This window comes from Xanthomonas sp. NCPPB 4037 (assembly GCF_041475695.2).
GTDB classification, from domain to species: domain Bacteria; phylum Pseudomonadota; class Gammaproteobacteria; order Xanthomonadales; family Xanthomonadaceae; genus Xanthomonas; species Xanthomonas campestris.
Genome location: NZ_CM191261.1, coordinates 1,407,307 through 1,425,214 on the forward strand (window position 1 = coordinate 1,407,307; position 17,908 = coordinate 1,425,214).

22 protein-coding genes are annotated in these 17,908 nt (G+C 65.9%); 9 read left to right on the top strand and 13 right to left on the bottom strand.

All coding sequences use genetic code 11. The features are described 5' to 3' along the window. Positions 1–10: 10 nt before the first annotated feature. Complete coding sequence (locus ACCQ01_RS06305) at positions 11–1,777, bottom strand: ArnT family glycosyltransferase (RefSeq protein ID WP_228432996.1); 1,767 nt, start codon at positions 1,775–1,777, stop codon at positions 11–13. Positions 1,778–1,880: 103 nt separating this feature from the next. Between ACCQ01_RS06305 and ACCQ01_RS06310 the strand changes: the two genes are divergently transcribed. Next, entirely contained in the window at positions 1,881–2,600 is a 720-nt protein-coding gene (locus ACCQ01_RS06310; protein WP_011036320.1) for a response regulator transcription factor, read from the top strand. After that, the gene (locus tag ACCQ01_RS06315) at positions 2,593–3,876 is read left to right on the top strand and encodes a sensor histidine kinase (protein WP_012438974.1); all 1,284 of its coding nucleotides are present in this window, start codon (positions 2,593–2,595) and stop codon (positions 3,874–3,876) included. Before ACCQ01_RS06310 ends, ACCQ01_RS06315 begins: the two co-directional genes overlap by 8 nt. A 33-nt stretch (positions 3,877–3,909) precedes the next feature. Here the strand turns inward: ACCQ01_RS06315 and ACCQ01_RS06320 are convergent, their stop codons facing one another. The 5 genes from ACCQ01_RS06320 to ACCQ01_RS06340 form a co-directional block, all read right to left on the bottom strand. Next, positions 3,910–4,401, bottom strand: a complete 492-nt coding sequence (locus ACCQ01_RS06320) for a hypothetical protein (protein WP_029217086.1) — start codon at positions 4,399–4,401, stop codon at positions 3,910–3,912. Between the two features lie 93 nt (positions 4,402–4,494). Further along, positions 4,495–4,752, bottom strand: a complete 258-nt coding sequence (gene minE, locus ACCQ01_RS06325; RefSeq protein WP_011036323.1) for a cell division topological specificity factor MinE — start codon at positions 4,750–4,752, stop codon at positions 4,495–4,497. Between the two features lie 2 nt (positions 4,753–4,754). Further along, positions 4,755–5,564, bottom strand: a complete 810-nt coding sequence (minD, locus tag ACCQ01_RS06330; protein WP_011036324.1) for a septum site-determining protein MinD — start codon at positions 5,562–5,564, stop codon at positions 4,755–4,757. A gap of 36 nt (positions 5,565–5,600) precedes the next feature. Then, positions 5,601–6,350 (bottom strand): septum site-determining protein MinC, encoded by a 750-nt coding sequence (gene minC, locus ACCQ01_RS06335; RefSeq protein WP_012438972.1) that lies wholly within the window; start codon positions 6,348–6,350, stop codon positions 5,601–5,603. Between the two features lie 3 nt (positions 6,351–6,353). Continuing rightward, the gene (locus ACCQ01_RS06340; protein ID WP_011036326.1) at positions 6,354–6,950 is read right to left on the bottom strand and encodes a GNAT family N-acetyltransferase; all 597 of its coding nucleotides are present in this window, start codon (positions 6,948–6,950) and stop codon (positions 6,354–6,356) included. A 153-nt stretch (positions 6,951–7,103) separates the two neighbouring features. On the opposite strand from ACCQ01_RS06340, the gene ACCQ01_RS06345 reads away from it, so the two are divergent. From ACCQ01_RS06345 to ACCQ01_RS06370, 6 genes are all read left to right on the top strand, one after another. Continuing rightward, positions 7,104–8,300, top strand: coding sequence for a sensor histidine kinase (locus ACCQ01_RS06345; RefSeq protein ID WP_011036327.1), 1,197 nt, complete (start codon positions 7,104–7,106; stop codon positions 8,298–8,300). Beyond that, positions 8,300–8,941: a response regulator gene (locus ACCQ01_RS06350; protein ID WP_228432997.1), complete on the top strand. Its 642-nt coding sequence runs from the start codon at positions 8,300–8,302 to the stop codon at positions 8,939–8,941. Before ACCQ01_RS06345 ends, ACCQ01_RS06350 begins: the two co-directional genes overlap by 1 nt. A gap of 8 nt (positions 8,942–8,949) precedes the next feature. Further along, a complete protein-coding gene (locus tag ACCQ01_RS06355; protein WP_372358860.1) occupies positions 8,950–9,093 on the top strand; it encodes a transcriptional regulator in 144 nt (47 codons plus the stop codon). Positions 9,094–9,460: 367 nt separating this feature from the next. Beyond that, entirely contained in the window at positions 9,461–10,642 is a 1,182-nt protein-coding gene (locus ACCQ01_RS06360) for a polyketide cyclase (RefSeq protein ID WP_012438971.1), read from the top strand. Positions 10,643–10,737: 95 nt separating this feature from the next. Then, the gene (locus ACCQ01_RS06365) at positions 10,738–11,109 is read left to right on the top strand and encodes a DUF423 domain-containing protein (RefSeq protein WP_228432998.1); all 372 of its coding nucleotides are present in this window, start codon (positions 10,738–10,740) and stop codon (positions 11,107–11,109) included. Position 11,110: 1 nt separating this feature from the next. Next, positions 11,111–11,785: a DNA-3-methyladenine glycosylase family protein gene (locus tag ACCQ01_RS06370; RefSeq protein WP_228432999.1), complete on the top strand. Its 675-nt coding sequence runs from the start codon at positions 11,111–11,113 to the stop codon at positions 11,783–11,785. A 34-nt stretch (positions 11,786–11,819) separates the two neighbouring features. Here ACCQ01_RS06370 and ACCQ01_RS06375 read toward each other — a convergent pair whose 3' ends face one another. The 5 genes from ACCQ01_RS06375 to ACCQ01_RS06395 all read right to left on the bottom strand — a co-directional run bounded on the left by ACCQ01_RS06375 (position 11,820) and on the right by ACCQ01_RS06395 (position 14,272). Beyond that, positions 11,820–12,617, bottom strand: a complete 798-nt coding sequence (locus ACCQ01_RS06375) for a M15 family metallopeptidase (RefSeq protein ID WP_228433000.1) — start codon at positions 12,615–12,617, stop codon at positions 11,820–11,822. 139 nt (positions 12,618–12,756) lie between these two features. Further along, positions 12,757–12,936: a hypothetical protein gene (locus tag ACCQ01_RS06380; protein WP_228433001.1), complete on the bottom strand. Its 180-nt coding sequence runs from the start codon at positions 12,934–12,936 to the stop codon at positions 12,757–12,759. Next, a complete protein-coding gene (locus ACCQ01_RS06385; RefSeq protein ID WP_011036334.1) occupies positions 12,933–13,112 on the bottom strand; it encodes a type II toxin-antitoxin system antitoxin in 180 nt (59 codons plus the stop codon). The genes ACCQ01_RS06380 and ACCQ01_RS06385 overlap by 4 nt, the downstream gene beginning before the upstream one ends. Beyond that, complete coding sequence (locus ACCQ01_RS06390; RefSeq protein WP_011036335.1) at positions 13,109–13,393, bottom strand: hypothetical protein; 285 nt, start codon at positions 13,391–13,393, stop codon at positions 13,109–13,111. The genes ACCQ01_RS06385 and ACCQ01_RS06390 overlap by 4 nt, the downstream gene beginning before the upstream one ends. Positions 13,394–13,402: 9 nt before the next feature. Beyond that, the gene (locus ACCQ01_RS06395) at positions 13,403–14,272 is read right to left on the bottom strand and encodes an SPFH domain-containing protein (RefSeq protein ID WP_228433056.1); all 870 of its coding nucleotides are present in this window, start codon (positions 14,270–14,272) and stop codon (positions 13,403–13,405) included. A 128-nt stretch (positions 14,273–14,400) separates the two neighbouring features. On the opposite strand from ACCQ01_RS06395, the gene purT reads away from it, so the two are divergent. Next, the gene (gene purT, locus ACCQ01_RS06400; protein ID WP_228433002.1) at positions 14,401–15,603 is read left to right on the top strand and encodes a formate-dependent phosphoribosylglycinamide formyltransferase; all 1,203 of its coding nucleotides are present in this window, start codon (positions 14,401–14,403) and stop codon (positions 15,601–15,603) included. A gap of 115 nt (positions 15,604–15,718) precedes the next feature. Here the strand turns inward: purT and ACCQ01_RS06405 are convergent, their stop codons facing one another. Both ACCQ01_RS06405 and ACCQ01_RS06410 read right to left on the bottom strand, forming a co-directional pair. Continuing rightward, on the bottom strand, positions 15,719–16,942 hold the full coding sequence (locus tag ACCQ01_RS06405; RefSeq protein WP_228433003.1) for an endonuclease/exonuclease/phosphatase family protein: 1,224 nt from the start codon (positions 16,940–16,942) through the stop codon (positions 15,719–15,721). 47 nt (positions 16,943–16,989) lie between these two features. After that, complete coding sequence (locus ACCQ01_RS06410; RefSeq protein ID WP_228433004.1) at positions 16,990–17,907, bottom strand: arginyltransferase; 918 nt, start codon at positions 17,905–17,907, stop codon at positions 16,990–16,992. Position 17,908 lies beyond the last annotated feature (1 nt).

Genomic DNA, 17,908 nt, shown 5'->3' on the forward strand with positions numbered 1-17,908 from the left:
ATGTATTGGTTCAGTCTGTGTCGGTGTCGGCATCTGCGCTTTCCGCGGCGGAGCCTGCAGCGTTGCACCCCGCGTGCCATGCCGTGCCCGGCACCAATTGCCACTGGTTGCGATTCGATTCGCCGATCTCTACTACCTGTGCGCGCGCCACGCAGGCCGGTACCGCCTGCTTGAGCACGAACAACCAGCGCCGCTGTGGCGCCTGCGCCAACCACGGGCCGGCCTGCGCCCACTGCGCCTGCCAACTGGCCTTGAAGCCGAAGTCGGTGACCGGCCGGTCGGCCTGCAACAGGTTCTGTTCCTTCCACGCCAGCATGCCCAGCTCGGCGTGCGGGCCGATGCGCTCGCTCACGCGCTGCATCAGCGCCGCAGATGAACTGTAAGGATCCAATGCCGGCATCACGCCCAGGCCGGTGACCGTCCACAGCGCCGCGGTGGCCACGACCAGCGCGCTGCCGGCGCGCTTGCCGCGGGCCCAGGCCACCAGTCCGAGCGCGACAAGCCCCAGACCTATCAGCCACATGCTCATGGTCTGCAGCGATGCCAACGCGATGCCGCGTTGCAGCGCGCTGCGTTCGGCCCAGTGCAGGTGCAGGCCGATGCCGCCGCCCAGTGCCAGCGCCGCCACGCCCAGCAACAGCACATAGCCAAGCAGCAGCCGCTGCACGCCACGGCGTCGCAACAGGCCAGGCAGCAGCGGGGCGGCGGCGATGCACAGCGCCGGCAGCATCGGGAAGATGTAGACCTCGCGCTTGCCCGGGCTGGCACTGAAGAACACCAGCACCAGCAAGCTCCAGGCCAGCAGCAACAGCAGGCGTGGATCGCCGCGGCGTAGCCGGCGCCACCACGCCGGCACCAGCCATGGCAGCAGCAGGCAGCCCGGCAACCACAGCGTGGCGATCACCTGCAGGTAGTACCAGAACGGTTTGACGTGATGCCATGCGTGCGCATAACGCGTGCCGGTTTGCTTGAACAACAACTCGTGCGCGTAGGCATGCAACGCCGGGTCGGGGCTGTGCAGCAGGGCGATGCCCAGCGGCCCCAACCACACCGCGGTGCCGGCCACAAACGCCGGCAGCACCAGCAACCAACTGCGCCCGGCCAGTGCGCGCGCCGGCAGCACGCTGGGGTGACGGCGTGGCAGCGCCATCCACGGCAGCAGCACCAGCAGCGGCAGAAACCCCACGCCCTTGGTCACCGTGCCCACGCCCGCAGCACAGAGCCCGATCACCCAGGCGCGCCAGTCCGGCCCACGCAGCAGATGACGCAGTAACCCCCACAGCGACAGCGTGGTCAGCGCCACCAGCACCATATCGATCTGCGCGCGCTTGGCCATCAGCCCGAACTGCAGCACGGTGAACAGCGACAGCACCGCGTAACGCGCGACACGTCGGTTCCAGAGCCGCCGGCTCAGGTCCCAGGTCAGCCACAGCGTGAGCAATGCGGCCAGCAACGATGGCAGCAGGAAGGCGATCGGCCAGTGCGGCACAAGTTCGTAGCTGGCCGCCTGCAACCACATGAACACCGGCGGTTTTTCCGCATACAACTCGCTGCCCCGGTGCGGGAGCAACCACTGCCCGGTCTCCACCATGGTGCGCGCTGCCAGCACGAAGCGTGGTTCGTCCGGCGGGTTGGGTTGGCGCAGGCCCAAGCCGGCCAGCAGCGCAATGACGATCAATGCCAGCGCGGCAGCCAGGGCGGGTTTGCGCGACAGCGCGGCGGAAACGGCAGACGGCACACGGGCGCCTTGGTCGAAACGGTGCAGGACGATGCCCATGCGCATGTCGGAAGGATGTCGGAATGCACCCGATCGCCGCCGCCGCCGTGGCTCGGCTAGGATGCGCACACTTGTCCGTGCCGCGGACGCCCCGGAGACCGCCATGCGCCTGCTGGTCATCGAAGACAACCGCAACATGGTCGCCAACCTGTTCGACTATTTCGAAGCGCGCGGGCACACCCTGGACGCGGCGCCCGACGGCATCACCGGCTTGCATCTGGCCACCACCCAGCACTACGACGCGCTGGTGCTGGACTGGATGATGCCGCGCATGGACGGGCCGGAAGTGCTGCGCCGGCTGCGCGAGCAGCATCAGTCCGAGCTGCCGGTGATCATGCTCACCGCGCGCGACGAACTGCCCGACAAGATCGCCGGATTCCGCGCCGGCGCCGACGACTATCTGACCAAACCCTTCGCCCTGCCCGAGCTCGAAGTGCGTCTGGAAGCGCTGCTGGCGCGCGCGCAGGGACGCCGCCGCGGCAAGCTGCTGCAGGTGGCCGATCTGCGGCTGGATCTGGCCACGCTGGACGCCACCCGCGCCGGCCAGGCGCTGCATTTGTATCCGGCCTGCCGCAAGTTGCTGGAGATCCTGATGCAGGCCAGCCCCGCCGTGGTCACCCGCCAGCGTCTGGAGCAGGCGCTGTGGGGCGACGATCCGCCCGATGGCGACATGCTGCGCTCCCACATCTACGAACTGCGCCGCAGCGTGGATGGCCCATTTGCGCAAAAGCTCATCCACACCTTGCCGCGGCTGGGCTACCGGGTGGCCGCGCTGGAAGCCGCCGATGACGCCGCCACTGCCATCGAGTGCACCGATGGCTAAGCATCGCCCGCTGGGCCGGCGCGTGCTGGTCTGGCTGTTCGGCTACACCTTCCTGATGGTGCTGGCCGTGTTCGGCACCGCGCAGTACTTGCACGAACGCGCCGAGCATGGCGTGTGGCGCTCGCTGCTCAATTCGGAACTGGACAGCATCCTGGACCGCAGCGCGCAGGATCCGGGCTATCGCTGGCAGGATTCGGACACCTTGCGGTTGTTTCGCGTGGACGGCAGCGCACAGGTGCCGCCGGCGCTGCGCAGCTTGCATCCCGGTCTGCACGACGATCTGGAGATCGCCGGCCGCCAGAGCGCGGTGATGGTGCGCGACACCACGCATGCCGGCCGCCTGGCGCTGGTGCTGGACATCACCGACTTCGAAGCACTGGAACACTTCCTCACCCGCTGGATGCTGGCCGCCGGCATCGCCTTGATCGCCATCACCGTGTTGATGGGCACCTATGCGATGGCGCGGCTGGTGCGTCCGCTGGTGGATCTTGCGCGCGATATCGGCGCATTGCGACCGGAGCGGCGCGACCAGCGCATTGCGGTAGGCCCGCAAGGCAGCACCGAGTTGTACGTGATCGCCGATGCCCTCAATGACTATCTTGAACGCAACGGCCAGTTCGTCGAGCGCGAGCGCGCCTTCATCGACAGCGCGAGCCACGAACTGCGCACGCCGATCGCGGTGATCGGCAACGCCGCCGAGCTGGCGCTGGAGCAACCGGACACGCCCGCCGTGGTGCGCCATCAACTTCAACGCATCGCGCAGACCAGCGGCGCGGTGGAACAGCTGATCACCTTGTTGCTGGTGCTAGCCAAGGACCCGGGCCGGCTGGTGCGCAGCAGCGACACGCTGCGCCTGGATCAATTGCTGCCGGAGATCGTGGCCGACCATGCGCACCTGTGCGCCGACAAGGACCTGCAACTGCAGGTCGCACCGCTGCCACCGTGCAGCCTGGTGGCGCCGGTGGCGATCGTGCAGACCGCCATCGGCAACCTGTTGCGCAACGCGATCGAGAACAGCGATCGCGGCATCATCCATATCGCGCTGGCGTCACCGGGCGTGGTGCAGATCACCGACCCCGGCCACGGCATGACGCCGGAAGAAATCAGTGCGATCTATGCGCGGCTGGCACGCGGCAACGCGCGTCAAGGCAACGGCATCGGCCTGGAATTGATCGGCCGCCTCTGCGAGCACCTCGGCTGGCACCTGCGCCTGGATTCCAGTGCGGGGCAGGGCACGGTGGCCACGCTGGATCTCAGTGGCGCGACCCTGACCTAGCGCGCACCGCCGCGTTCGAACGCGGCACACCCATCACCCCGGCAACAGGCCGCGCGCAAGCAGCCAGCTGCGCGCATTTTCCGCATCCTGCTCGAACCAGGCGCGGGTCGATCCCAGCCGGTAGGTGTAGCCCCAGCTGTCCATGTCGGCCATCAGGCGCGCGCTGCCCACGCCGGGCAACTGCGCGGCCAGCAGGATCTGCAGATAACAGGTGGCGTCTTCTTCATCCACCGAATCGGTGGCATCGGTATGCACCGCGGCACGCTTGTCCGGCGGCAGCACGATCAGGTGCCCGGCCTCGTGCAGCATCGAATGCACCGGCGTGTCGTCGCGTACGTAGACATCGCAGCCGATGATGCCTGCTTCCGGCTCACCCCAGAAACTGCCGGGAATCGGCGCATCCGCGTCCACATGCTGCAGACGCAATCCGTACCGGGCCAGCAGGGCGGCGGGAGCGTCCAGGCCGATATCGCCCACGCACAACACGGCATCGGCGGCAGGCAGGGAAGAGGGGGAGGTGCTCACGCGCAGGGCTCGCGGTAGATGCAGGCCGCCGCAGGGCGCGGAGGCAGGTGGACCACAACAACACGGCACCGTGCGCACACGGTGCCGTGCAGCTTACTTGTCGCCGTCTTCCGGCAGAGCGACGGTGATGTCGAGCACATCGTGCTCGCCATCCTTGACCAGATCCACCCGTACCGCATCGGCATCGATGTTGACGTACTTCTTGATCACTTCCAGCAGTTCGCGCTGCATCAGCGGCAGATAATCCGGCCCACCGCGATGGTTACGTTCCTGCGCGATGATGATCTGCAAACGGTTCTTGGCCGTCTCGGCGGTGTTCTTCTTGCTCTTGAGAAAATCGAGCAGGCCCATGCTTACCCTCCGAACAGCTTGCTGAAGAAGCCTTTCTTCTCCACGGAAATGAATCGCATCGGGCGCTCTTCGCCCATGATGCGGGCGACTGCGTCGTCATACGCCTGGCCTGCCGGGGACTCGCCATCCAGGATCACCGGCTCGCCCTTGTTGGAGGCGTTGAGCACGTCGCCGGATTCGGGAATCACGCCGATGGCCTTGAGCCCAAGCACTTCTTCCACGTCGGTGATGCTGAGCATCTCGCCGCCTTCCACGCGGCCCGGGCTGTAACGGGTCAGCAGCAGGAAGGCCGGCACGTTCTTGCCTTCCTCGGCCTTGCGGGTCTTGGAATCGAGCAGGCCGATGATGCGGTCAGAGTCGCGCACCGAAGACACTTCCGGATTCACCACCACCACCGCGCGGTCGGCGAAATACATCGCCAGGAACGCGCCTTTCTCGATACCTGCCGGCGAATCGCAGACGATGTATTCGAAACCGTCGGCGGCCAGGTCCTTGAGCACCTTCTCCACGCCTTCCTGGGTCAGCGCGTCCTTGTCGCGGGTCTGCGAGGCAGCCAGCACGTACAGGTTGTCAAAGCGCTTGTCCTTGATCAGCGACTGCTTGAGCGTGGCTTCGCCATGCACGACGTTGACGAAGTCGTACACCACGCGCCGCTCGCAGCCCATGATCAGGTCCAGGTTGCGCAGACCGACGTCGAAGTCGATGACGGCGACCTTCTTGCCGCGCCGTGCCAGCCCGCAGGCCAGGCTCGCGCTGGTGGTGGTCTTGCCGACGCCGCCCTTGCCGGAGGTGACTACGATGATTTCAGCCAAAGGATTTCTCCGAAATATTTCTGTGGTTGGGCTGCGTCAATCCAGCGCAGCGATCTTGATCTGATCCTGCTCCAGCCAGACCTGGACGGCCTTGCCACGCAGGTCCATGGGAACATCGTCCAGCACCTTGTAGTGGCCAGCGATGGCGACCAGTTCGGCGTGGAAGTCGCGGCAGAAGATGCGCGCGTCAGGGTTGCCCTGAGCGCCGGCCAACGCGCGGCCACGCAGGGTACCGTAGATATGGATGCTGCCGTCGGCGATGACCTCGGCGCCGGCCCCCACCGTACTGAGTACGGTCAGGTCGCAGTTCTCCGCGTACAGCTGCTGGCCCGAGCGCACCGCGTTGCGTTGCATGCGGCCCGGCGCCGGCCGCGCCACGGGGGCGGCCGGTTCGGCGCGTGCAGGCGGTGGCGGGGGAGGCGGCGGTGGGCTGACCGCGGCGGTTTCGTACTGGGCGCGGAACTTGGCCAGCAACGGGATGCCGAGCTGCTGCGAGAGCAGGTCGATCTCGCTGGTGCCATAGGCCAGGGCCACCGGCAGCACGCCGGCGCTGCGCAAGCCATCGAGCAAGGCCTTGGCGGTGGCCAGGTCCGGGGTCTGTGCCAGGCCGCCGAAGTCCAGGATCACCGCCGCGCGGCCGAACAGCTTCGGCGCGCGGGTCACCCGGTCCTGCATCTCGCGCACCAGGCGCGGCACATCCAGGGTGCGGATGCGCAGGTTGGCAATGCCCACCTGGCCGATCTTCAGTTCGCCGGCCTGTTCAAAATCCACATTCACACTCGACACGCCTCAGGTCCCCGTCGAACGGTTGTCGGCGGCGGCGTGCCGCGGCCGTCCCACCCAGGGCAGCTCTTCGGGCAGCTTGCCGGCATAGGTCTCCTTGACCCACGGGTAGCTGCACATGTCTTTCATGAGCATGCTGGCGCGCACTTCCACGTCGGCCATGGTGTTCTGGCCCACTTCGCGAAAGCCGAAGCTGCCATGGAACAGCAGCGCCGCATCGGCGCCATGGTCCAGGAACACCTCGCAGGCCAGCTGCGGGTAGCGCAGTTCGGTGTAGCTCTGCACGTCCGCATAGAACGCACGGCCGACACCACCGCCGCGGCGGCGGCTGGCCACCACGATGCGGTCGATATAGAAGAACTCCGGGTGACGGTCCCGGAACCAGGCGAAATTGCTGCTGTCATGAGCACTGCCACTGCCGAAACCGACCAGGAAACCGGCCAGGTTGCCGTCGCGCTCGGCGACGCGGAAGTATTCGGCCTGCTCGTAGAAACGCTGCAGTTTGGTTGAATCCAGCGGCAGGATCGCCAGTCCGGCATTGTTGTTCAGGGCCAGGACGGAATCGAGCTCGTGCTCGCGCACGTCGCGGATGACGATCGACATTGGGACTCCGTGGGGTAACGCTATCGACCCGAAATCGGATCTGCGTCGGATTATTACATGGCAGGCCTGAAGCGGCGACCTGACGTGACGACGATCGGCATGCATGACTTCCGGCAAGAGGGCAGCCGCAGGCGTTACGCCTAAGATGCGTGCATGTTGGGATACCTCAGTCATACGCGCGTCCTGCGCTTCGCCGGCCTGTTCACCTGGGCGATGATCGCCATGCCGTTGGTGTACACGTATTGGCCCGCCGCCGAAGAGGGAGACCATCGCAGTGCGGCGGAAGGTCTGCTGATGTCGACGTTCTTCGTTGGCTTTGGCGCCAGCTACTTCTGGCTGACCCGTGGTTTGAGGGGGGGCGGACACGCCCATTGGTACGACCGGCTGATCCTGCTGCTGCTCACGATCTTTGCGCTGGCGGTCAGCTATCTGAGCGGAACCGGGCTGGGCAGCATCCTGATGATGGTGGCCGCCGGTGTGATCCCCTGGTTGCTACCGCTGCGTATCGGGGTGGCCTGGCTGGTGCTCAGCCAGCTGGCGGTGCTGCCGGTTTTCTATTATTTGCGCCCGGATTTCACCTTGTTCGCTGCGTTGATGCAGTCGCTGCTGTACGGCGGGTTTTCGATGTTCATCTTCGTGACCAGCCTGGTCGCGCGCCAGCAGACCGATGCGCGCGAAGAACAGCGCCGGCTCAATGCGGAACTGCGTGCCACCCGCGCGCTGCTGGCCGAGAGCGCGCGCATCAACGAGCGCACCCGCATCTCGCGCGAGCTGCATGACCTGCTCGGTCATCACCTCACCGCGCTGAGCCTCAATCTGGAAGTGGCCGGCCACATCACCGAAGGCCAGGCCCAGGAACACGTACGCCAGGCCCATACCCTGGCCAAGCTGCTGCTCACCGACGTGCGCGAAGCGGTCAGCCAGCTGCGCGACAGCGGCGCCATCGATCTGGAAGCGGCGCTGCGCCCATTGGTGACGCAGGTGCCGTCGCTGGATATCCATCTGGACATCGGCCAGCCATTGACCCTGGACGACCCCGAACGCGCGCATGTGCTGCTGCGCTGTACCCAGGAAATCATCACCAACGCGGTGCGCCACGCCGGCGCGCGCAATCTGTGGATCCAGGTGCGCCGCGATGCGGACACCGTGTTGATCGATGCGCGCGACGACGGCCAGGGCGCCGATGCGGTCGCGCCCGGCAATGGCCTGCGCGGCATGCGCGAACGCCTGAACCAGTATGGTGGGCAGCTCGAGATTCAAACCCGGCGGGGTGACGGCTTTTGCCTGCGCATCTCCGTTCCAGGCGCGCCGGCACTGATGCCCGCGGCCATTACTCAAGGAGTGTCGTGATGATCCGTGTGTGCCTGGTCGATGACCAAACCTTGGTACGGCAGGGCATCCGCTCGCTGCTGGCCCTGGACGCTGGGATCGAGGTGGTGGCCGAGGCGGCCGATGGCCGGCAGGCGGTGGAGCAGATTCCGCAGATCAGGCCGGACGTGGTGCTGATGGACATGCGCATGCCGGTGATGTCCGGCCTGGAAGCGCTGCAGATGCTCTCGCGCAACGGCACCTTGCCGCCGACCATCATCCTGACCACCTTCGACGACGACCAGCTGGTGCTGGCCGGGCTCAAGGCCGGCGCCAAGGGCTACCTGCTCAAGGATGTCTCGCTGGAACAATTGGTCGGCGCGATCCGCACCGTGGCCGACGGCGGCTCGCTGGTGCAGCCGGCGGTGACCCAGCGCCTGCTGTCGGGCCTGGAGCACATGCGCAACCAGTTCGTCAGCCTGGACCGGCCCGACCCGCTCACCGACCGCGAGACCGAGATCCTGCGCCTGATGGCCAGCGGCTTTTCCAACAAGGAGATCGCCAATTCGCTGGGCGTGGCGGAGGGGACGATCAAGAATCACGTGTCCAACATCCTGTCCAAGCTGGGCGTGCGCGACCGTACCCGGGCGGTGCTGAAGGCGTTCGAGCTGCAGTTGGTCTGAGCCGCAGGATGCCCGGCCCGGCGCAGCGCGCCGTGCGTTCGCGGGCGCGCGAGCCAGTGGCTTGCAAGCAGCGCCCGCTCACCCTGTCCAAGCTGGGCGTGCGCGACCGCACCCGTGCGGTGCTGAAGGCGTTCGAGCTGCAGTTGGTCTGATGGTACGGAACCCCCGGCGTGCAGGGCGCCGATGCACGCTGGCACGGCGTCTGGCCGATGCGCTTGTTCATTGCGGCGCAGTCGTCTACAAGTGAATGGAACAGGCTGCCTACCCGCAATGGCGAGGGAGTGCGTCCTGTGCATCACACGCGCTCGCGTCATCGCGTGCATGATGTCCGCGCAGCAATCGCTGCAAACCCTTGTCCAGGTTGCGATTGCGCGCTTGCACCACGCGGCGCGAGCGCGCGGATGACACCGCAGGACCGCGCTACCCGTCGCACAACTGAACATCTTTCTCGAAGCCTGCTAGGATGGCGGCTTCGCTTCACTCAACCCGGCCGTGGGATCGGCCCCGGAGACCTCCTGAATGACCCGTATTATCGAGTTCCTGATCGCCTTGGGGATCGTGGCTGGCTTGTTTGTCGTGGTGGGCTTGGTGTTGCCCTCGGAGCGGCAGATGTCCGAGAGTGTCGAGACCAACCGCAGGATGACGATTGTTTACGACACCGTGAACAGCTTCCGTCGTTTCAAGGATTGGAACCCGCTTGTGCTGCGTGATCCCAAGATCCAGCTGAAGCTGGCCGGCCCGGAAGAGGGCAAGGGTGCACGCGTTGAATACAGCTCCACCGAAGGCTACATCGGTCAGGGCAGCTGGGAGATCACCAACAGCGTCAAGAACGAGCGCGTTGAGATCTCGATCGAAGATCCCACCAAGGGCTACGACAAGGTCACCAACTTCACGTTGAAGCCGACCGGCAAGAACAACAAGAACGTGCGCATCACCCAGGATTACAGCGTGAAGTACGGCTGGAACCTGTTTGGTCGCTATGCGGGCTTGTACGTCAGCCGGCATGTCGGCGATGACCTGAAGCTGGGTCTGTCGCGCCTCACCACCGCACTGGCCACCGTGCCGAACTTCGACTACCGCGCCGAGCTGGAAGGCAAGCCGGTGTTGAGCGATCTCAAGCTCGTCGATGTGCCTGCCGAGGACCTGCTGGTCGTCACCGCTGGCAACATCGACCGTGACAACGAGACGATTAAGAAGTCGATCAAGGACAACCAGGAGTGGATCAAGCGCGTCATGGATTCTAATGGCCTCGAGCCGTCGGGTCCGGTGCGTATCGTCACCACCGACTTCGCCACCGACAAGTACGCGTTCGACGTCGTGCAGCCGGTGCGCAAGAAGGCCGGCGGCGCTGCCAAGACCGATGCCAAGGCCGACACCGCCAAGGCTGACGACAAGAAGGACGACGCCGCTGCGGCTGCACCTGTCGACGCAACCCCGGTTGCCGCAACGGGTGAAGAGCTGAAGGTCAACATCCCGACCGAAGCACCGGTGAAGTACGAGCGCACCAAGGCGCACCGTTCGGCGTTCGCAACCTACGCAGGCCACATGGCCGGCCTGGATGCAGTGCGTAACTCGCTGCGCGCCTGGGCTGCCACCAGCGGCAACGACGTGACCGAGCGTCCGTACGAGTCGTGGAAGGGTGGGGTGGACAAGTCGTTCACGCAGGACGGTACCTACGACGTCTACTGGGCCATCAAGTAATCGTTTCACCACGATGATGTGATCCAGACGAAAACGCGCCGCATCCTTGCGGCGCGTTTTTTTTGCGCTGCGGCGCTGCCTTTGGAACTGCCACCATGTCGTTGCCTGATCGTCGCAAAAAACATCCTTCGCTCCTGGCCTTTGTGGGGGCGCTGCTGGCCGCCGCCGCAGTGGGGCTATCGGCCTACGCCTCGCATGGCGTGGCCGATGCGCTGGTGCAATCGCGCCTGCAACTGGCCGCGCTGTACGCCTTCGGCCATGGCGCCGTGCTGGTGGTGATGGGCGGTGCTGAGACCCGCGCGCTGGGCCGCATCGGCCTGTACCTGCTGTTGCTCGGCACCCTGCTGTTTGCCGGCAGCCTGGTCGGCGACGCGTTGCTGCACTGGCCCACCAGCCTGGCGCCGATCGGCGGGGTCAGCCTGATGCTGGGCTGGGTGGTGCTGGCGATCGGTGCGTTGAGGCGCTGAGATGCCACGTCACGCCCGCGGCTTCGATGTGGAGGTGGCTTTCGCCCATCTGGCACGCCGTGATCGTGCGCTGGGGGCCTGGATGAAACGCATCGGCCCGATCGCCCCGCAGCCGGGATGGCGCAAGCCGTTCGATCCGGTGGACGCACTGGCGCGCGCCATCTTGTTTCAGCAACTGAGCGGCAAGGCCGCGGCCACCATTGTTGGGCGCGTGGAGGTGGCGATCGGTGCCAGCCGGCTGCATGCCGACACGTTGGGACGCGTGGATGATGCGGCGCTGCGCGCCTGCGGCGTTTCCGGCAACAAGGCGCTGGCACTGCGCGACCTGGCGCGGCGGGAGGCACTGGGCGAGATCCACTCACTGCGCAAACTCGCCTTCATGGAAGACGACGCCATCGTCGAGGCCTTGGTGCCGGTCCGTGGCATCGGCCGCTGGACGGTGGAGATGATGTTGATGTTCCGCCTCGGCCGTCCGGACCTTTTGCCCATCGACGACCTGGGCGTGCGCAAGGGCGCCCAGCGCGTGGACAAACAAGCGCAGATGCCAACGCCCAAGGAACTCGCCGAGCGCGGCGAGCGCTGGGGCCCGTACCGCACTTACGCTGCGTTTTACCTGTGGAAGATCGCCGACTTCAGCATTGCCGCGAAGGTGCCGACGCCGCGTTCGCAGGAATGAGCGGCCACGCTGAGCCCTGCCTGCGCACGCGCCATCAGGCCGGCCACCAGCGCCAGTGCCAGGGCTCGTAGACGATGCCGTGCGGGTTGTCGCGCGGATAGCTCAGCCGAAAACCAAAGCGCCCGGCATGTGTCTGCAGCCACGCGAATGCCGCGGTTGACTCGAAACGTTCTTCGGCCGGGGGTTCGCCAGGCGTGCCGATATCCACTGCATCGCCGCTGTGATGTTCGCTGAAACCAGGTGCCGCGTTGACCGCCAGGATCTGCGCAAGCGTCAGGCCACGCGCGAACTTGCGTTCGAAAATACCCAGTTGATAGTCGTGGCTGCGGTAGCCGGAAATGGCATCGAGGACCACGTCTTCGCGCAGCGCGGCCGCATGCAGCTGCCGCCACGCACGCGCAGCACCGGCGCTGAGCCACAGCGGGCGGGCAAAGCGATCGTGCCCGGCCAGGTGCAGCGCTGCCGGTTCGGCGATGAGGTCCAGCCCGGTCTGCGCCACATACGCGTCGGCGCCAATGCCCAGCTGTGTCAGGCGGCGCTGCAGCCCATCGATCGGCAGCGCAGCATCCAGCGCCTGCGTGGTGCGGCGCGCGCTGGTGTGGAGCAGATCCAGCGCCTCGTCCAGGCCCGGCTCGCGGGCCAGGCGTGGGATCAGTGGCATCAACCCATGCGGCAGCTGCGCGGCGAGGTACTTGCCATCGCGTTTGCGCCGCAGCAGCCAATCGGCCTGCGCCAATACGCGTGCGTCGGAATTGCTGCGTGCACGCAGCAGGGCAGCAGGAAGCAGTTCGATCGCGGTGGTGTTGAGCAGCAGGGACTGTGTCTGGCGCATCGCAACAGGGTAGGGCTAAGTGCGTTGCGCGGCCAGCAGCTGCAGATCCTGCAGCTGCTGGCGCGGTGGCCGGCATTGCCCGCTGCATGCCACCGGTGCTGCAGTTCCACCGAGCCGCTGGCGCGATGGCCTCGTCACCTCAGAGCTCCTTCTTGAACACCAGCAACGCCGCACTCAGGGGTGCCTGCATGATGCTGTTGACCAGCTCCCAGCCAAGGTTGCCCTGTTTGATCAGTTCGACCTGGATGTCGTCGTGCTTGATGCCACCGATGAACGAAGGCTTCAACTCGGGCGTCAGGTCAGTCCAGCGCTTGCTCATGCGTGTGGTTCCTTGTCGGCGGGCGGCTTCGGCAGCCGCCCTGCCTTGCGCAAGGCATCGCGCAATACATATTCGATCTGCGCGTTGAGGCTACGCAGTTCGTCATCGGACCAGCGCTGCACTGCAGCCAGTACATCGGCGTTGATGCGCAGCGGGTAGGCCTTCTTTTCGCTCACTCGCGCTCACCGCGGCCGCTGTGGCGGCGCAGGTGCATGACCATCGAGACGATCAAGACGTTGACGCCGATGATCATGCCGATCACCACTGCATAGATTCCGGCGCGGTTGTCGCCGGCCCAGTACAGGCAGGCGGCACCGATCAGGATCACCAGGCTGATCAAGGCCCAGCGCAGGCCTAGGCCGCGTGCACGGTCGTCGTCGTCCGCACCGATGGAAGCGGCGATCGCCAGTGCGGGCAAGCCGGACAGCGCGACCACCAACGGCACCATGACATTCATTGTTTCACCTCAATAGAGCGAGCCGGCGTTGACCACCGGTTGGGTGCCGCGATCAGAACACAACACGGTGAGCAGATTGCTGACCATATGCGCCTTGCGCTCTTCGTCCAACTGCACCACCCCGTTTTTCTGCAACTCGGCCAGTGCCATCTCCACCATGCCAACGGCGCCGGCAACGATGCGCGTCCGTGCGGCGATCACCGCATTGGCTTGCTGACGCTGCAGCATGGCCTGGGCGATTTCCGGCGCGTAGGCGAGGTGGCTGATGCGCGCTTCGATCACGTCCACACCAGCCTGCGTGAGGCGCTCGTCCAGATGCCGCTTGAGTTGTTCGCTGATCTCGGCCGGGTGGCTGCGCAGCGAAATCTGGTCATCTTCGTGCTGGTCGTACGGATAGCTGGTGGCCATCGCGCGTAGCGCGGCTTCGGACTGGATGTGCACGAAGCTTTCGTAGTCGTCCACGTTGTACACCGCCTCGGAAGCATCCATCACCTGCCACACGATCACGGCCGCGATCTCGATCGGGCTGCCGTCGAGTTCATTGACCTTGAGCCGGCCGCTTTCGAAATTACGCACGCGCTGGCTGATCCGCTTCTTTGCATAGAAGGGGCTGTTCCAGCGCAGGCCCGGGTCCTTCACGGTGCCGACGTACTTGCCGAACAGGCTCAGCACCGCGGCCTGATTCGGTTCCAGGGTGTACAGGCCGGCGAAGAAAAAGATCCCGACCACCACGACTGCGAGCGCCGCGATGAAGCTGGCTGGCGTGATGCTCACGGCGGAAATTGCACTGAGCAAATACCAGGCCATGCCCGCGAACGCGGCGCCCACGGCAAGGATGATGGGGATGCCTGCCAACGAGCCGATCGGCTTCTCTTTCATGAGGAGGGAGTCCATGTGGGTTCGTTAGAAAGATATCAAAGTGATATCAGATCTTTCAAGGGTTGCCGCCATCTGCGGCAATCGCGCGTTCGTTAGAATGGCGACCCCTCCCGATCTGGACCGCGCTCATGACCACTCTCGGCACGCCGTTGTCGCCTTCCGCCACCCGTGTGCTGTTGCTGGGCTCGGGCGAACTGGGCAAGGAGGTCGCCATCGAGCTGCAGCGCTTCGGGGTGGAAGTGATTGCCGCCGATCGGTATGCCAACGCACCGGCCATGCAGGTGGCGCATCGTTCGCACGTGCTGGACATGCTCGACCCGCATGCCTTGCGGGCGCTGATCGCCCAGGAGCAGCCGCACCTGATCGTGCCGGAGATCGAAGCCATCCACACCGAAACCCTGGTGGCGCTGGAGCACGAGCAGGGGCAGAAGGTGATCCCCACCGCGCGTGCCGCGCGTCTGACCATGGACCGCGAAGGCATCCGTCGTCTGGCTGCCGAAACCCTGGGCCTGCCGACCTCGCCGTATCGCTTTGTCGACACCGCCGCCGAGTACCGCGAGGCGATCGCCACAGTCGGGCTGCCGTGCGTGGTCAAGCCGGTGATGTCGTCCTCGGGCAAGGGCCAGAGCACGCTGCGCAGCGAGGCGGACATCGACGCAGCCTGGGACTACGCGCAGACCGGCGGACGCGCCGGCGCCGGCCGCTGCATCGTTGAAGGCTTCATCGATTTCGATTACGAGATCACCCTGCTGACCGTGCGTCATGCCGGTGGCACCTCGTTCTGCGACCCGATCGGCCATTGGCAGAAAGAGGGCGACTACCGCGAAAGCTGGCAGCCGCAGCCGATGTCGGCCGCTGCGCTGCGCCGCTCGCAGGAGATCGCACAGGCAATCACTGATGAGCTGGGCGGCTGGGGGTTGTTTGGCGTGGAGCTGTTCGTCAAGGGCGACGAGGTGTGGTTCAGCGAAGTCTCGCCGCGCCCGCACGACACCGGCCTGGTGACGCTGGTGTCGCAGGAACTGAGCGAGTTCGCGCTGCACGCGCGCGCGATTCTGGGTCTGCCGGTCGGGGCGGAGAACGGTGGCGTGATCCGTCAGAGCGGGCCATCGGCGTCGTGTGCGTTATTGGCACATGGCAACGGCGTGCCGGTGTTCGACAACGTGTCTGATGCACTGCGCGACCCGGACACCGCGCTGCGCTTGTTCGGCAAGCCACGCGTGGATGGTCATCGTCGTGTTGGCGTGACGCTGGCGCGCGCCGACAGCATCGATGCGGCGCGCGAAAAGGCGCGCGTGGCTGCCGCCGCGCTGGTCATCCGGCTGGACGCATGATGCTGTGAGTCAAAAGCGCTCACGCAACGAGATGCGTGAGCGCAGGACAGCCACCGAGCGCGTCGCAGGCCTGGGTATCGCGATCAGTTGCAAATCCCCAATCCCGACTCCCCAATCACGGCTTCCCAGCCACATCCACCCACACCGCATGATGGTCGCTGCCATCGGCGATTGCGGCATCCGGCGAGCTGCTGGCGGGCCAGAAGATGCCACTGCCGGCCAGGGTGAACTGACCCGAGGGCAGTACGTAGTCCAGCCGCATCGTGCCCGCCTGCGGTCCGAAGTCGCCGGTGACCTGGTGCGGGTCGCCGGTATGCGCAATGCCTTGTGCGGCGTATTCGGCGGTTTTTTCCGGGCCACCGGCGCTGACGGGTGTGGGGTACTGCAGTACGCGCGGGTGATTGATCAGCGCACGGATGGCTTTATGCCGGCCGGCGCCATCGATGGGGTCGTTGTTGAGATCGCCCAGGATCACGAAGTGCGCGTCGCGTTCCAGGCCGCCACAGCGGCCCTGGTCGTCGCACAGCCAACGCGTGGTGTCGGCGGCGTTGTCCAGATAAGCGCGCCACAGCTGCAACTCGTCGTGGTTGCGCGCGGCATTACGCTTTTCCGCACCGTCGAATACCGGCGGCGTGGGGTGCGAAACCAATGCGTGCACCACGCCCAGCGGCGTGCGCACCGGCACGTCCCAGTGCGATTTCGACGACAGCCGCAGCTGTGCCCAGATCGCATCGTTGTAGAACGGGCGTTGGGTGGCCGGATCGACCGGGCGCAATGCACCTGGCAGCGCGCTCCACTTCAGCAACTGGAAACTGCGCACCGCCTGTGCATCGATCGGATAGCGCGACAGCACTAGCATGCCGTATTGGCCCGGGTGCAGGCCGTAGCCCCAGGCATCGTTGCCACGGCTGCGGCCATCGCCGCCGACAGTGCCGTTGTTGTCCAGGTCCAGGCCGCTGGGCACGCCGGTATTGACCGGTGCCAGGTAGCGATATGGATACGCCAATGCGTCGCCACCGCCGGGCTGGGCCACTTGTAGATAGCGTTGCTGGAATAGATCGGCCGCGCGATGCGCGGGGTCGAAATCGAACTCGTTGAGCAGCACCAGGTCCGGGCGCACGCGCTGCAGCACGGCGGCGATCTTGCGCGCATGCGCGCTGTCGCCCTGCAGTTCACGCACCAGCCCGCCGGCCTCGTCGGAGTACAGCGAGGTGTTGTAGGTGGCGATGCGCAAGGGGGCGGCCGTGGTGGATGCAGCGCTCTGCCCGGTCGGGGCGGCACGGTGGGCACAGGCGGTGCAAAGCGCGGCCAGTGCAAGCAATAAGACGGGTCTGATCATGGCGCTATTCTCGCATGCAGCATGCGACAGACCGATGTCGCGTGGCGCTATCGGGCCGAGCCCTGGGCCGCGGGCAAGCCGCGCCAATGACGGCCGTCGTAGGCTTCCAGCGCGTTGAAGCGGCGCTTGTAATTCATCTTGGCGTGGCCTTCGATCCAGTAGCCCAGATACAGGTGCGCGCGGCGTTCGCGTCTGGCCCACTGGATCTGTTCGAGGATGGCAAAGGTGCCCAGGCTGCGTGCAGCCGCATCCGGTGCGTAGAACGTGTACACCGCCGACAAGGCGTGCTCGGTGACATCGGTCACCGCAACCGCCAGCAGCCGGCCGGGCACATGGTCGACGGCCGGTTCGCGGATTTCCAGAAAGCGCCCGTGCGACCAGCCACCGATCAGGAACTGATCGAACTCGGCCGCACCGTGCGTGTCCATGCCGCCGCCCGGATGCCGGTGCTGCAGATACTGGCGATACAGCGCCAGCTGCTCTTCGGTGCGTTCGGCGGCGACCACACGCACCACCAGATCCTGGTTGCCCGCCAGGCAGCGGCGCTGGCTGCGGTCGGGGTGAAACGCATCCACGGCAATGCGCACCGGCACGCAGGCGCGGCAGCGTTCGCAATGCGGGCGGTACACCAGATCGCCGGAACGACGAAATCCCCACGCCAGCGCCTGCGGATAGATCGCGCCCAGGCGTGGATCGTGCGGATCCAGCACCAGGTCGCGTGCCTGGCGATCGGACCAATACCCGCAGGCATGCTCGCCGGTCTGGAACAGGCGCAGGTCGTCGTGGGTGTCGGCATGGATGGCCATGCGCGCAGGATAGCGCCTGTGCGTCGCAACGGCGGCGACTGTCCGCTGGATGAATGCGCCCGGTTGGTGCGTCAACGGCGGCGGCAATCGCCCGTTGATGTGGATGTTGGTGGCAGCGCACGGCGCGTCCGGACGCACCACCCACGCGATGCGGCCCATG

Coding starts and splice junctions, on each gene's coding strand:
- ACCQ01_RS06305 (WP_228432996.1), bottom strand. CDS start 1,777: ATGGGCATCGTCCTGCACCGTTTCGACCAAGGCGCCCGTGTGCCGTCT.
- ACCQ01_RS06310 (WP_011036320.1), top strand. CDS start 1,881: ATGCGCCTGCTGGTCATCGAAGACAACCGCAACATGGTCGCCAACCTG.
- ACCQ01_RS06315 (WP_012438974.1), top strand. CDS start 2,593: ATGGCTAAGCATCGCCCGCTGGGCCGGCGCGTGCTGGTCTGGCTGTTC.
- minE (WP_011036323.1), bottom strand. CDS start 4,752: ATGGGCCTGCTCGATTTTCTCAAGAGCAAGAAGAACACCGCCGAGACG.
- ACCQ01_RS06340 (WP_011036326.1), bottom strand. CDS start 6,950: ATGTCGATCGTCATCCGCGACGTGCGCGAGCACGAGCTCGATTCCGTC.
- ACCQ01_RS06345 (WP_011036327.1), top strand. CDS start 7,104: ATGTTGGGATACCTCAGTCATACGCGCGTCCTGCGCTTCGCCGGCCTG.
- ACCQ01_RS06350 (WP_228432997.1), top strand. CDS start 8,300: ATGATCCGTGTGTGCCTGGTCGATGACCAAACCTTGGTACGGCAGGGC.
- ACCQ01_RS06355 (WP_372358860.1), top strand. CDS start 8,950: ATGCCCGGCCCGGCGCAGCGCGCCGTGCGTTCGCGGGCGCGCGAGCCA.
- ACCQ01_RS06360 (WP_012438971.1), top strand. CDS start 9,461: ATGACCCGTATTATCGAGTTCCTGATCGCCTTGGGGATCGTGGCTGGC.
- ACCQ01_RS06365 (WP_228432998.1), top strand. CDS start 10,738: ATGTCGTTGCCTGATCGTCGCAAAAAACATCCTTCGCTCCTGGCCTTT.
- ACCQ01_RS06370 (WP_228432999.1), top strand. CDS start 11,111: ATGCCACGTCACGCCCGCGGCTTCGATGTGGAGGTGGCTTTCGCCCAT.
- ACCQ01_RS06375 (WP_228433000.1), bottom strand. CDS start 12,617: ATGCGCCAGACACAGTCCCTGCTGCTCAACACCACCGCGATCGAACTG.
- ACCQ01_RS06380 (WP_228433001.1), bottom strand. CDS start 12,936: ATGAGCAAGCGCTGGACTGACCTGACGCCCGAGTTGAAGCCTTCGTTC.
- ACCQ01_RS06390 (WP_011036335.1), bottom strand. CDS start 13,393: ATGAATGTCATGGTGCCGTTGGTGGTCGCGCTGTCCGGCTTGCCCGCA.
- ACCQ01_RS06395 (WP_228433056.1), bottom strand. CDS start 14,272: ATGAAAGAGAAGCCGATCGGCTCGTTGGCAGGCATCCCCATCATCCTT.
- purT (WP_228433002.1), top strand. CDS start 14,401: ATGACCACTCTCGGCACGCCGTTGTCGCCTTCCGCCACCCGTGTGCTG.
- ACCQ01_RS06405 (WP_228433003.1), bottom strand. CDS start 16,942: ATGATCAGACCCGTCTTATTGCTTGCACTGGCCGCGCTTTGCACCGCC.
- ACCQ01_RS06410 (WP_228433004.1), bottom strand. CDS start 17,907: ATGGGCCGCATCGCGTGGGTGGTGCGTCCGGACGCGCCGTGCGCTGCC.